Here is a 13,344-nt window from a genome sequence, read left to right as displayed (position 1 = left end):
GCCCGTGGCCCGTGGCCCGTGGCCCGTGGCCCGTGGCCCGTGGCCCGTGGTGCGGGTCGCCGCGGGTTGTGGTGACCTGCCCCCTGGTTCGATGGCCATGGTATTGAAAACGGGCCCCCGGGTTTACCGTGAAAACCATGGCTCGGGACGGTCGGGACCCGTTCGAGGGGTTGCACCTCGATGACAGTTTTGTGCGTTCTGCGCGCTTCATCGAGCCGTCAGCCGATGAACGCACGACAGCCTCCAGCCGGACCCCGCACGGCCGCTGCCGGGTGGAACCCGTCCAGCCGGGAGGTCAGCGAGCGTTCTACCGCTGGGTATGGGCGCCCGGCTCCCCGCGTGGCCGCCGGGCCACCAGGCTGGTGGCGTTCCTGACGCTGCTGGCCGGGATGGCGGGTCTCGGCCTTTTCCTGCTTCGCCACGGCCCGCGCGCGGCGGTGGTGTCCGCCTCGGCGCCCTCGGCCGGCACCCCGGTCCGGATGCAGGATCCCGCTCCCGCCGCCGCGTCGGGCTCGGCACCGGCTACCAGCACGGCCACGAGCCCGGCCGTGCTGTCCGTCCGGGCGCAGCGGTTCACGCTCGATCCCTCCCTGCTTGCCGGTCTGCGGCCGGGAGACTGCCTGGTCTGGAGCCCGGATCCGGCAGGCGAGGTCACGCCCACCCGGGTGGGGTGCGACCGGCCGCACGTCGACCAGGTGACGGGGACGGTCGACCTCACCGGTCCCTTCCCCGGCTGGCCGGGCCGGCCGGCACTGGACGCCGCCGCCTCGAAGGACTGCGCGGACGCCGCGCGCAACCTCTTCGGTGGGACCGACGCCGTCCCCCACATGCAGGTTGCGTCGATCTACCCGGAGGAAGCGGCTTGGCAGGCCGGTACCCACGCGTTGGTGTGTACCGTGCGCACCGACGATCTGCGGCCGCGGGTGAGTCCGGCCCAGGCCGCGGGGCTGCCGACCTGACGTCACGGGCCTGATGGACCTCACACCGCCCGCCGGCGACCTGAAGCCTGCCCGGCCCATCGGGTAGGGGGTCGGGCGGCGTCGGCCGTCGAGTAGTAGGCTCCGACAAGAATGCATGCGCTTCTGCTTCTTAGTTGCCGCGGCGGGGCCTGAGACAGGTCGGCTTCCTCGCCGCGGGGTTTGGTGCGCGCTGGCCACCGCAGGCTTTTCTCCACGAAGCAGGAGCGGCAGAAGCAGTGACCACTTCACAGCAAACTTCTGGTATGCCCGTCGACAAGTACCGGCCGTTCATCCCGGTCGACCTCCCCGACCGGACCTGGCCGAACCAGACGATCACACGTGCGCCCCGGTGGTGCAGCGTCGACCTGCGCGACGGCAATCAGGCGCTGATCGACCCCATGACCCCGGCGCGGAAGATGCAGATGTTCCAGCTGCTGGTACGGATGGGCTACAAGGAGATCGAGGTGGGCTTTCCCGCCGCGAGCCAGACGGACTTCGACTTCATCCGGCAGCTCATCGACGGCGAGCACATTCCCGACGACGTCACCATCCAGGTGCTGACCCAGGCGCGTGAGGAGCTGATCGAACGTACGGTCTCCTCGCTCGTCGGCGCGCCGAATGCGCTCGTGCACCTGTACAACTCGACGTCGACACTGCAGCGCCGGGTGGTGTTCGGGCTTGACCGGGGCGGCATCACCGACATCGCCGTCCAGGGTGCGCAGTGGTGTGCTCGTTATGCGGAGAAGCTGCTGGCGGGGACGGACGTCCGCTGGCAGTACAGCCCGGAGTCGTTCACCGGAACCGAGCTGGACTATGCCCTCGAGGTCTGCGAGGCGGTCATGGACGTCTGGCAGCCCACACCCGATCGGCCGGTCGTGCTGAACCTGCCGGCGACCGTGGAGATGTCCACGCCCAACGTCTACGCCGACCAGATCGAGTGGATGTCACGCAATCTGACCCGGCGTGAGGCGGTCGTGTTGTCCCTGCATCCCCACAACGACCGTGGCTGTGCCGTGGCCGCCGCGGAACTCGGGGTGCTGGCGGGTGCCGATCGGATCGAGGGATGCCTGTTCGGCAACGGCGAACGCACCGGCAACGTCTGCCTGGTGACATTGGGGCTCAACCTGTTCTCCCAGGGCGTCGACCCGGAAATCGACTTCGGCGACATCGACGAGATTCGCCGGACCGTGGAGCACTGCAACCAGATTCTGGTGCATCCGCGGCATCCCTACGGTGGCGATCTTGTCTACACGGCTTTCTCCGGTTCCCATCAGGACGCCATCAAGAAGGGCTTCGAGGCCATGGAACGGACCGGGCAGCGGCTGTGGGAGGTGCCCTATCTGCCCATCGACCCGATGGACGTCGGCCGGTCCTACGAGGCCGTGATCCGGGTGAACAGCCAGTCGGGTAAAGGTGGCGTCGCCTATCTGCTGAAGTCGGAGCATTCCCTGGACCTGCCCCGCCGGCTGCAGATCGAGTTCTCCCACGTCGTGCAGCGCCACACCGAGGACACCGGTGGGGAGGTGACCGGCGAGCAACTGTGGTCGATCTTCTCCCGGGAGTACTTCCTGGCCGAATCCGCGGCCGACGCTCCGTTGGAGCTGCTCGGCTCCCGGACTACCGCAGCTCACGGGGAACGCGACGAGGTGCGGGTGTCGGTCCGCATCCACGGCGGCGAGGAGATCATCAGCGGCACCGGCAACGGGCCGATCGACGCGTTCGTCGCCGCACTGCGTACCCGGGACGTCGAGGTACGTGTGCTCGACTATCACGAGCACGCTCTGGGCTCGGGAGCGGACGCGCGGGCCGCGGCCTATCTCGAAGTGGCCGTGGGGGACAGGGTGTTCTGGGGCGTGGGGATCGACCCGAACATCGTCACCGCGTCCCTGCGCGCCGTGGTGAGCGCGGTCAACCGGGCCGCGCGGGATCAGCGCATCGCTACGGGTAGCTGAGCCGCCACGCATATCTGGCCCGCCGCTGGTATCCGGGTCACCAGGAGTGCCCGGGCCGTCCGGGGCACGGTCATTCGGCCGGGCCGCGGGCCGGGTGTACCACTGCCTGGTCCGCGGCCCGGTCCGCGTCTTTCCGCAGATTCGGACGGTTGCGTTTCCGCAGATCCGGGTGGACGCCGGACATCTCCGCGAGCCGGAGCATCAGCCGTTCGATCCGGACCAGGCCGACCGGTCGACCCATCTCGGTGACTACCACGACCGGGTCGAACCGCAGCGACGGCGCGCGGCTCATCGCCCGGCGTGCCACGTCGACGACGTGTTCGTCGGGCCTGGCGACCATACTGACCGGGACACGCCGGGCGGCGCCGCCGAGGGGCGCGGGTAGCTCCAGCGCCACCGGGTGATGCTGCCGGTTCACGACGATGGCCGCGCCGCCGCCGGACCGCGGCCGTGACGGTATGTCGAGCCAGCAGGCAGCCTTCTGCGGGGCGCCCCGGCGCGCCCGGTCGTCCCCGAAGGAGATCCGTACCTGTTCGAGCAGACTGCCCACCCCCTCGCCGCGCTCGGTCCGTTGGGCGAGCAACCGGATACGCCTGGAGATCGCGGGGTCGAGGCGCTGCCAGGTGTCCGCGGGGCGGCCCAGATACCAGCCCTGCCCGAGCGGGACGCCGAGCCCCACGAGCACGGCAAGTTCCTCGTCGCGTTCGATGCCCTCGGCGATCACCCAGGCGTCCAGCCGGCTGGCGAAGACGTTGACCAGTTCGGTCAATGTCCGCCGCACCTGATCGCCATCGGCGCGGGCGACCAGGTCGCGGTCAAGTTTGACCAGGTCAGGGCGGATCTTGGCGATCTGGCGCAGCCCGGCGTAGCCGGAACCGACGTCGTCCATGGCGATGAAGCTGCCGCGCTCGCGCAGCGCCTGGGTGGTGGCGGCCAGCTCGGGAGTCCGCTCGGCGCTGACCGTCTCGTTGAGTTCGAGAACAAGCCGGCTCAGATCGGCGTCGACCCAGACCGCGGCCACCTCCGGGGTTGTCAGCAGGTTCGGCATGACGTTGACGGTGAGAAAACAGTTGGGCGGGAGCTGGTCGCGTGCCGCCAGCGCCGCGCGAAGCACCCTGGCCTCGAAGTGGGCGGCGATCCCGGCACGTTCGGCGGCGGCGAACCACCGGTCGGGCGAGGGAGTCGGTGCTGTTCCGAAACGCGCCAGTACCTCGTATCCGGCGATGACGCCGCGCCGGAGGTCGACGATCGGCTGGAAGACGATGCGCGGCTGACCGGGATCGGCCAGGGCGTTGCGCAATGCGTCGGACCATTCGTCCGCGGAGTCGATCGCATGCTGGGGGTCGGAGTGGGCCGGTACTGAAAGCGTTTGAACGATCATGCGTCGTACACTCCCTTGTGTCGTCGCATGCCACACGTGCCCGACCGGGGGAGATTCCCCCTCGCCTCCAGCCGGTTACGGGAGCTGCTTCCTGATGCAGTTGTGGGATGTGATCGGTGCACTGTACGTGAGGACCTTTATCGCCATCGGCGATTCATCGTGCGTGTCGCGAAGCCTCTTCTCATGTCAGTCGTTTCTCGCCCAACCGGAACAATCGTGAGAAGCGGCTTTTTCCTCATTTTTCAAGCTGTGCGCGTCTGGATATATCATGCCGGTTTTCATCCGATTTTCGGTGGCATTCGTCCCGCGGCTCGGCAGCGGCCCTGCGGCTGACCTGGCGCGTGGGTACCCGTGGGCGGTGCCGGTCCGAGGGGACTGGAAGCTGGGGCGGGCGCCGGGGCTGGCGCGTGACAGATTACAGTCGCGTTCATGAGGCTTGCGGTCATCGGCGGGGATGGCATCGGACCAGAGGTCGTCGCGGAGGGCCTGCGCGTGCTGCGTGCCGTCGAGCCCAAGGTGGAGACCACCGACTATGACCTGGGCGCGCGTCGCTGGTACGCCACCGGTGAGACCCTGCCGGACTCGGTGCTCGCGGAGCTGCGCGAGCACGACGCGATCCTGCTCGGTGCGGTCGGTGACCCCGGGGTGCCCAGCGGCATCCTCGAACGCGGGCTCCTGCTGCGGCTGCGCTTCGAGCTCGATCACTATGTCAACCTGCGTCCCGTCCGGCTGTACCCGGGCGTCACCACGCCGCTGGCGGGCGAGCCCACCATCGACATGGTGGTGGTACGGGAGGGGACCGAGGGCCCGTACGTGGGCGCCGGCGGTACCCTGCGCCGCGGCACACCGTTCGAGGTGGCCACCGAGGAGAGCCTCAACACCCGCTTCGGTGTCGAACGCGTCGTGCGGGACGCGTTCCGCCGGGCGCGGGCACGCCCCCGGCGGCGGCTCACCCTCGTTCACAAGACCAACGTCCTGACCAACGCCGGAGACCTCTGGTTGCGTACTGTCGCCGAGGTCGCCCGCGAGTTCAGTGAGGTCCAGGTCGACTACCAGCACGTGGACGCCGCGTCGATGTTCTTCGTCACCGATCCGGGACGTTTCGACGTGGTCGTGACCGACAACATGTTCGGGGACATCCTCACCGACATCGGTGCCGCGATCACCGGCGGTATCGGACGGGCCGCCAGCGGCAACCTCGATCCGTCCGGAACGAACCCGAGCATGTTCGAACCGGTGCACGGCAGCGCGCCCGACATAGCCGGGCAGGGGATCGCCGACCCGACCGCCACCGTGCTGTCGGTTGCGATGCTGCTGGAGCATCTGGGCCGGGTGGACGAAGCGGCCCGGGTGGAGGCGGCGGTTGCCGCTTCCCTGGCCGACCGTTCCCGACCGCGAACCGGATACTCGCGTGACCAGATCTCCACGCGCGAGGTCGGGGAGGACCTGGCGGCGCGAGTCGCCGGCTGAGTGCGAGTCGCCGGCTAAGTTGCTTCTGCGCCCCTTTCTTGTACCCCACTCCGGGGATCGTTCGAAACTGTCTGTCATCAAATCTGTTCAGAAGGTAACTGTCCGAACTTGCACTGATGCGAATGGCCGGAGAAACGCTATCCTCTGAAGGGCCGTAGATCCGGTACGACGGCAGCCGACGGGGCCTGACCACGGCGAAGATCGGCAAGATCGTCACTCGCCCGCACGCTTCGTCGCATACGCCTGGAGTCATTCGTGTCCATTACACCGACGTCAAAAATCTGGATGAGCGGTCAGTTCGTCGACTGGGACGACGCCCGCATCCACGTTCTCAACCCGACGCTGCACTACGGCTGGGGTGTCTTCGAGGGCATCCGCGCCTACCCCACCGCCCACGGCAGCGCCGTGTTCCGCCTGACCGACCACGTCGCGAGGCTGTACCGCAGCGCCAAGATCTACATGATGGAGCCGGCGTTCACGCAGGCCGAACTCGTCGCCGCAATCAAGGAGACGGTCGCGGTCAACAAGGTCGACGCCTGCTACATCCGGCCGCTGATCTATCTCGGGTACGGCGAGATGGGCCTCAACCCGCTGCCTTCCTCGATCGAAGTGATGATCGCGGTCTGGCCCTGGGGCGCCTACCTCGGTGACGATGCGGAGAAGAACGGCTGCCGGGCCACCGTGTCCACCTGGCGTCGCAACGACAACAACATCATCCCGCCGGCGGCCAAGGCGTCCGGGCAGTATCTCAACTCCTCGCTGGCCAAGGTCGCGGCGCTCAAGGCCGGTTACGACGAGGCCATTCTGACCAGTCCCAACGGGCACGTCGCCGACGGGTCGGGAGAGAACGTCTTCATCGTGTCGGGCGGTACGGTGATCACCCCGCCGCTCAGTGACGGGCCGCTCGGCGGCATCACGCGGGCGTCCATCATGCAGATCGCCGCGGACGAGGGTTACGAGGTCCGCGAGCAGCACATCGTCCGCACCGACCTGTACCTGGCGGACGAGGCCTTCTTCACCGGAACCGCGGCCGAAATGGTGCCGATCGTCGAGATCGACGACCGGCCCGTCGGATCGGGCCGGCCCGGCCCGATCACGCGCGAACTGCTCGGCCTGTTCCACCAGGCGACCCGTGGGGAGCTCGACCGTTACAAGAACTGGAACGAGCTCGCCCAGGAGTCCTGACTCCCTACGACAGCTGGTTACCCAGCCCCAGCTGGTCGCCGGCCAGCTGGTCACCGGCCCGTGGGCGGGCGCGACCACGTCCTGCCCACGGGTTTGCCGTCTCCGGTGACGGTCTGGTCAGCGGAGCATTCCACGCCTAACCTCTCCTGTCAGGCTCTCGTTTCACAAGTTCACAAGCTCTGGGGAGAGGCGTGATGCGGGTTTCCGACGGGATGACCGTTCCGGTTCTCGTGATTGGTCCGAAGCACACCCTGCGTCAGGCGGCGCGGCTGATGGCCGTCCGGAAGGTGGGCGCGGCCATTGTGCGGGACGTCGACGGCGAAGGATACAGCATCCTTACTGAACGTGATGTTCTTCTGTCCGTGGCGGATGGTCAGAATCCGGATGCCGAGCTGGTCGGCGATCACATCGCTCGTGACGTCGTGTTCGCCGATCCCGGCTGGTCGCTGGCGGAAGCCGCCGGATCGATGCTTCGCGGCGGATTTCGGCATCTGATCGTCTGCGATCGGGGCGAAGTAGCCGGCGTGCTGTCCATGCGCGATGTAGTGCGTTGCTGGAGCGAACAGCGTGCATCCGTTTAGAAACTGGTGTGCTGCTGTTTGATCGACTGTTCCTTCTGTGCCGTTTTTTGCTCCACCGACGCACATCACTGCTCAAGCGGGGCGCCGGGCGCCCACATTTCCCGACATTAGCGCTACGGTCACGGTGTGCAGGAGGAAGAGGCGGTCGCGCTGCTGCGGGCGACCACATTGCTGAAGGAACTGGACGAGCCGGCCCTGGCGCGTCTCGCCGCACGGTCTGTCGTGCGCCGATACCGCCGCGGTCAGGTTGTGCTCACCGAAGGTGATCCCGCTGACACGTTGCTCGTGGTGGCCTCCGGCCGCCTGAAGGTGCTCACGACCGCCGACGACGGCCGTGACCACGTCCTGAACATAGCCGGTCCCGGCGACACCCTCGGTGAACTCAACATCGTCGAGGCTGGTCCGCGGTCTGCCAGTGTCGAGGCGCTGGAGCCCAGCGAAGCCGTCGTGCTCGACCGTGCCGCCGTGTGGGAGCTGGTACGGGAGCGCCCGGCCGTCGCCGAGCAGCTCATCCGGGCGCTGGTGGCCCACGTCCGCCGGCTGACGGGGGCAAACGCCGACCTGGTCTTCCTCGACCTGCCCCGGCGCGTCGCCAAGCTGCTGCTGATGCGGATGCGGGAGTCCGGGCGTCCGCTGATCGAACTGGGCCTGACCCAGACCGAGATCGCCTCCCTCCTGGGTGGCTCACGCCAGTCGGTCAACCAGGCGCTGCGAGAGTTCGAGAAGCGCAACTGGATCCTGGCCGAGGGGCAGACGGTCACCATCCTCCAGGTTGAGCGCCTGCGCCGCTTTGCCGGCGACTGACGGAGCTTTGCCTCAGACAGCGGCTTCGTCGAGCTCTGGGGACCCCGAGCTCCTGGGCGGGTGGCGCCGTACAGTGGACAATCGGCGGTGAACCCGCCCTCGTCGCGCGTGCCGGCTGCCCACCCATGCCGCCGGACGCGTGACACCCCGCAGATCCGCAGGTGAGCAGGTGAGAGGCGCGCCGTGCAGCCAGATGACCCCGATTCCTTTCACGTCTACGACACGACACTGCGTGACGGGACCCAGCAGGAGGGGTTGTCGCTGTCGGTCGGCGACAAGATCGCGATAGCCCGGCACCTCGACGAGATCGGCGTCGGCTTCATCGAGGGCGGCTGGCCCGGGTCGAACCCGAAGGACGCCGAGTTCTTCCGCCGGGCCCGTACCGAGCTGCGTCTGGACCATGCCGTGCTCACCGCCTTCGGCGCGACCCGCAGGGCCCGGACGGTCGCCGCCGACGACACGCAGGTCGCCGCCCTGCGGGAGGCCGGCACGGACGTCGTCTGCCTGGTCGCGAAGTCCGACCTCCGGCACGTCGAGCGGGCGCTGCGCACCACCCCCACCGAGAACCTCGCGATGATCCGTGACACCGTGGCGCATCTGCACGCCGAGGGCAAGCGGGTGTTCGTCGACGCGGAGCACTTCTTCGACGGTTACCACGCCGACACCGACTACGCACTCGAGGTGGTCCGGGTGGCCGCCGAGGCCGGTGCCGAGGTCGTGGTCCTCTGCGACACCAACGGCGGGATGCTGCCGACACGTATCGGTGACGTCGTTTCTGCCGTCCGCGACATCACCGGTGCCCGCCTGGGCATTCACTGCCACAACGACACCGCCTGCGCGGTCGCGAACACCCTTGTCGCGGTCGAGGCCGGGGCCACCCACGTCCAGGGCACCGCCAACGGCTACGGCGAGCGATGCGGCAACGCTGACCTGTTCAGCGTCGTGGCCGGGCTGGAGACCAAGCTCGGACGCCGGGTGCTGCCCCCGGGCAGACTGCGCGAGCTGGTCCGGGTATCGCACGCCATCGACGAGATCACCAACTCCGCTCCGGACCCCCACCGCGCCTACGTCGGCGCGAGCGCGTTCGCCCACAAGGCCGGCCTGCACGCCAGCGCCGTCAAGGTTGACCCGGACATGTACCAGCACATCGATCCCGCCGAGGTCGGCAACGACATGCGGATGCTGGTCTCGGAGCTCGCCGGCCGGGCCACGATCGAGCTCAAGGGCCGTGAACTGGGGCTGGACCTCTCCGATCAGCGGGAGGCGCTGGGCCGGGTCGTCGACCTGGTGAAGGAACGGGAAGCGATCGGCTACACCTACGAGGCCGCGGAGGCGTCGTTCGAGCTGCTGCTGCGGGACGAGGTCGAAGGCGCGCAGCGGTTCTTCACCCTCGAGTCGTGGCGCGTGATCGTCGAGCGGCGACCGGACGGTGAGGTCGTCAGCGAAGCGACCGTCAAACTCGTCCTGAACGGTGTGCGGCACGTGTCCACGGCCGAGGGCAACGGCCCGGTCAACGCCCTCGACCGCGCACTGCGGGAAGCGCTGGAAAAGGGCTACCCCGGCCTTGTCGATCTCGACCTGGTCGATTACAAGGTGCGCATCCTCGACGGCAGGTCCGGCACCGGCGCGGTGACCAGGGTCCTGGTCGGCACCAGCGACGGGCGCGACAGGTGGGACACCGTCGGCGTCGACGAGAACATCATCGCGGCCTCGTGGGAGGCCCTGCAGGACGCCGTCACCTACGGCCTGCGCCGCCAGGGTTAGGACATTCGCCATCTTCAACCACCGACCGATCTCCGACCGGTAATCAGCAAGGTGTCCGGGGCCGAGCACCGGTCCAGCCGGGTTGTCCGGATACCGGTGAAGGAGAATTGACGCAGAAGCCCGGTCCAGTCATCGGGCGAGGCAAGAGAGTGCACCGACCGTGCCGGTGGGCCGCTGGAACGCGGCAACCGAATCCCACCGGCCACCGTGGAGTCCCAGACCGAGAAGACAAGCCAGCCACCCGGCCTGAGCCGATCGCGAATCCGGGCCAGGAGCGGAGCCGGTGGGCACAGGCCGACGGCACCGAAGACGCTGTAGCAGACGTCGATGGGTTCGCAGGTGGCGAGGTAGAGGGCCGCGTCGGTGCAGTGGAAGACCGGGGATGACCATCGGGCGCGGGCGCGGCGGATCTGGGAGGGGGCGGCGTCGATTCCGACCCCGCGGGCGCCGCGGTGGTCGACGAGGTAGGCAAGATTGTCGCCGGTGCCGCAGCCGAGTTCGACTACGCGCTTGCCTCGGATGTCGCCGAGGAGTTCGGCGCCTGGGTCGTCGACGCCGGTGCGGGTCCAGCGGAACCTGTGGATGGCGGGCCGAGTGTCGAGGTCGCCGGCCGCGATCCGGGCGCGGGCGTGCCGCTCCCAGACTGCGGTGTTGATCGTTACAGGGTCGGGATGCCCAGGCATGTGATCGCCTCGCGGAGGTGGCGGCGGACGACCTGCGCGACGAAGTCGTCCTGGCTGGAGTCGTTGATCCAGGTGGTGGCCTGTTCGAGATACCAGGCGATGATCCACAGCCGGTGCCAGCCGAGCGCCCAGGCTTCCGGGGGAAGACCCGCGCGTGGCCGGGAAGCCTCGCCGTACCCGCCGGCCCGGATGTAGCCCCAGATCATCCGGCGGAGTGCCGCCGGATCGGCCGGGCCAGTGGTGCCCTGCCAGGAGGCCAGGTCGAGCAGACCGGGGCCGGTGAAGGCTCGCGCCCAGTCGAGCAGCCGCCAGCCGTCCGGGCCGATGTGCAGGCTTGTGGGGTGGAACTCGCTGTGGCACAGCCCGAACGGCGGTAGATCGGCGCCGAGGGAGAGGCGATCAGCATGATCGTCCAGTGCCAGGAGTGGACCGTCGAGGTCCGTGGTGTCGGTCCACCGGCCGGATGACCGCAGGTCGGCGAGGCTCGCGGCTGCGCGCCCCGGCAGTTCGATCAGCGTCTTGCGGTCGAGGACGGGGAGGAAGCCGGCCGGGTCGGCATTGTGGGTGGCCACGGCCGCCGCGATGCCGTCGTCCACGGTCGCTTCCCGGACCGGTTCGCCGAGGTCTTCGAGCAGCATGCCGAGCATCCCGTCGTGTTCCACACTCGCGATCAGCCGAGGGGCCGGGATGCCCTGGGCTGCCACGTGGCGCAGCGCGTCCGCCTCGCCGGTGAACGGCTTACGCGCGAACTTGAAGATCACTCGTTGGTCGCCAGGGAAGATCAGCCGCTCGACCCCGGACAGGATCCAGACCCGTACCGGCGTACGCGAGAGCAGGCCGTGTAGGCCGGTCTGTGCGGTGAGCCGGTCGAGCAGCGCGGTCGTGTCGTCCATCGTTCGAGTCTCCGTGTCGCATGACGCCGGCCGACAACGTCGAGCAGTAGCGCCACGTCACCGGCCGGCGGGGATCGGCTACAGGTCAGGGCAGGGCGGGCCGGCCCGTGGCAAGGTTGAGGATGGAGGTGATCCAGCTCCGCTTGAAGGCGGACAGGTCAGCCTGGAACCGGTCGAGGTCGACACCGAACGGGACAACGGCGCCGCCGGACATGTTCGCCGAGGACTGGCACCCGTGGACGAGACGGCCACCCAGCGCCGCGTGTGCCTTGACCGCCTCGACCCGGCGGTATTCGTTGAAGAAACCGCCGTGGTAGAGATCGTCGACCCGCTCGGCGCCGTCCGCGTCCAGGTCGTAGACGACCCGGGCGGTGGCCGGGAAGAACCAGGCCGGCCCGATGTCGGTGATCTCCCCGGACAGCTCGACCCGGTTGAGCGCCGCCAGCGTCGCGGACTCTCGCAGGATGCGGACGTCGGTGGCGGTGACGTTGGACAGGTCGGGATCGTCCAGCCGCTCGGCGGAGAACAGGTGGTGGTAGACCCGGTCGGCGGTCCGCAGCACCTGGGCCGGGTCGGAGGCCCGTTGGCCGTAGGCGCGCACGAACTCCAGGGTCTGCTGCTCGACCGCGAACTGTTCGGTTTCCTCCGCCGACAGCAGCCGCTCGACCACGAGATCCCAGTCGACGAGCATCCAGACCGGGGACGTGCTGCGGCGGAAGAAGTACCGGTCCGGGTCGACGGTGACCGTGGTTCCGCCCACGGTGATCCCGGGAATGCGGTTCCAGGCCGGGGTGAAAGGTTCGGTCATCTCGGCCGAGAAGGTGTTGGCGCTGTCGGGTTTCGTGGCGAGCATGGCTCACCGTCCTTTCGGGTTGTCCGTGCGCCCGCCGGACGGCGGTTGTCACGAGGTACAAGATCATCTGTGCCGATCCGGGCAGGCTCAAGGACGACGAAGTGAGAGCCCACCCGGCCGGCTTACAGGTCGGCGCCGCGCGGAGAACAGAACCAACCCGCCTGCTGCCGACGTCTGCTGCCGCGACCTTCCCGGTTGGGTGTGTGGCCCTGGGGGTTGAGACCGGGAATGCCGCGCCGGTGCCGGTAATCCTGCCCCCGGCCGGACCGGCAGCCCAGCGCGCGCCGCCATGGCGCGAGTACCAGAAATTCAGTGCTCCGTGGCATGGCGCGACGCACTATCCTGTCAGGCCGCTCTGCGGTAAGGTCATGCGCGGACTGTCGAACCACTCGGGGTGCACGCCTTTCAGGGCGTGATACCAAAACACAAAAAACTTGAAGCAAGGCGGCAGCCCCACGGCGCGAACATCACGGGGCAGTAGACGAAGACAAAAAGAAGGCACGCGGTTCGCGCACTCTCGCCGCAACCATCCCGGGGCAGACCGACGCATGGTGCCGGGCTGCCGCTTTTGGTTGCGCGGTCCTTTCGGTCGAGCGAGAGGCGCTTCGCCGGTACCGGCTACACCCAGGGGCAAGTCCTCATTGCCAGCATCGACAACTGGACTGATCTTGCTGGTTAAGAATGTCTCTACTTGGTCAAGCCCGGCCCCCGGCCGGGACGTGGTGGCGCGGTCGCCGCGCGGCCGACTGCGCGTGGCCCTGGCGGGCCGTGCTCGCCGGGCGCGTCGTTCGCGCCGCCAATTGCCGGAAGAGTCTCCAC

At 68.5% G+C, this 13,344-nt stretch carries 11 protein-coding genes; 7 read left to right on the top strand and 4 right to left on the bottom strand.

Annotated elements, in window-relative coordinates; genetic code table 11:
- Positions 1 to 137 precede the first annotated feature (137 nt).
- Together CV1CTNOD_RS19715 and leuA are read left to right on the top strand one after the other, a co-directional pair.
- Positions 138 to 959 (top strand): septum formation family protein, encoded by an 822-nt coding sequence (locus CV1CTNOD_RS19715; protein WP_131787486.1) that lies wholly within the window; start codon positions 138 to 140, stop codon positions 957 to 959.
- 263 nt (positions 960 to 1,222) lie between these two features.
- Entirely contained in the window at positions 1,223 to 2,911 is a 1,689-nt protein-coding gene (leuA, locus tag CV1CTNOD_RS19710) for a 2-isopropylmalate synthase (protein WP_165485634.1), read from the top strand.
- A 70-nt stretch (positions 2,912 to 2,981) separates the two neighbouring features.
- Here leuA and CV1CTNOD_RS19705 read toward each other — a convergent pair whose 3' ends face one another.
- The gene (locus CV1CTNOD_RS19705; RefSeq protein WP_131787484.1) at positions 2,982 to 4,292 is read right to left on the bottom strand and encodes an EAL domain-containing protein; all 1,311 of its coding nucleotides are present in this window, start codon (positions 4,290 to 4,292) and stop codon (positions 2,982 to 2,984) included.
- 429 nt (positions 4,293 to 4,721) lie between these two features.
- On the opposite strand from CV1CTNOD_RS19705, the gene CV1CTNOD_RS19700 reads away from it, so the two are divergent.
- The 5 genes from CV1CTNOD_RS19700 (at position 4,722) to cimA (ending at position 10,096) form a co-directional block, all read left to right on the top strand.
- Positions 4,722 to 5,762 (top strand): 3-isopropylmalate dehydrogenase, encoded by a 1,041-nt coding sequence (locus CV1CTNOD_RS19700; RefSeq protein WP_131787483.1) that lies wholly within the window; start codon positions 4,722 to 4,724, stop codon positions 5,760 to 5,762.
- Positions 5,763 to 6,017: 255 nt separating this feature from the next.
- A complete protein-coding gene (gene ilvE / locus CV1CTNOD_RS19695) occupies positions 6,018 to 6,947 on the top strand; it encodes a branched-chain-amino-acid transaminase (RefSeq protein ID WP_131787482.1) in 930 nt (309 codons plus the stop codon).
- A 194-nt stretch (positions 6,948 to 7,141) separates the two neighbouring features.
- Positions 7,142 to 7,528: a CBS domain-containing protein gene (locus CV1CTNOD_RS19690; protein WP_131787481.1), complete on the top strand. Its 387-nt coding sequence runs from the start codon at positions 7,142 to 7,144 to the stop codon at positions 7,526 to 7,528.
- Positions 7,529 to 7,654: 126 nt separating this feature from the next.
- Positions 7,655 to 8,332: a Crp/Fnr family transcriptional regulator gene (locus CV1CTNOD_RS19685; protein WP_131768346.1), complete on the top strand. Its 678-nt coding sequence runs from the start codon at positions 7,655 to 7,657 to the stop codon at positions 8,330 to 8,332.
- A gap of 183 nt (positions 8,333 to 8,515) precedes the next feature.
- Positions 8,516 to 10,096 carry a citramalate synthase gene (cimA, locus tag CV1CTNOD_RS19680; RefSeq protein ID WP_131787480.1) on the top strand — a complete coding sequence of 527 codons (1,581 nt, stop codon included), beginning with the start codon at positions 8,516 to 8,518 and terminating at the stop codon, positions 10,094 to 10,096.
- A gap of 14 nt (positions 10,097 to 10,110) precedes the next feature.
- On the opposite strand, the gene CV1CTNOD_RS19675 is transcribed toward cimA, so the two are convergent.
- The 3 genes from CV1CTNOD_RS19675 to CV1CTNOD_RS19665 form a co-directional block, all read right to left on the bottom strand.
- The gene (locus CV1CTNOD_RS19675) at positions 10,111 to 10,779 is read right to left on the bottom strand and encodes a class I SAM-dependent DNA methyltransferase (protein WP_242606848.1); all 669 of its coding nucleotides are present in this window, start codon (positions 10,777 to 10,779) and stop codon (positions 10,111 to 10,113) included.
- A complete protein-coding gene (locus tag CV1CTNOD_RS19670) occupies positions 10,755 to 11,672 on the bottom strand; it encodes a phosphotransferase (RefSeq protein ID WP_131787479.1) in 918 nt (305 codons plus the stop codon). The genes CV1CTNOD_RS19675 and CV1CTNOD_RS19670 overlap by 25 nt, the downstream gene beginning before the upstream one ends.
- A gap of 85 nt (positions 11,673 to 11,757) precedes the next feature.
- On the bottom strand, positions 11,758 to 12,525 hold the full coding sequence (locus CV1CTNOD_RS19665) for a hypothetical protein (protein WP_131787478.1): 768 nt from the start codon (positions 12,523 to 12,525) through the stop codon (positions 11,758 to 11,760).
- Positions 12,526 to 13,344 lie beyond the last annotated feature (819 nt).

Source organism: Protofrankia symbiont of Coriaria ruscifolia, assembly GCF_900634745.1.
Lineage (GTDB): Bacteria > Actinomycetota > Actinomycetes > Frankiales > Frankiaceae > Protofrankia > Protofrankia californiensis.
This window is presented reverse-complemented; position numbering and strand designations above follow the sequence as displayed.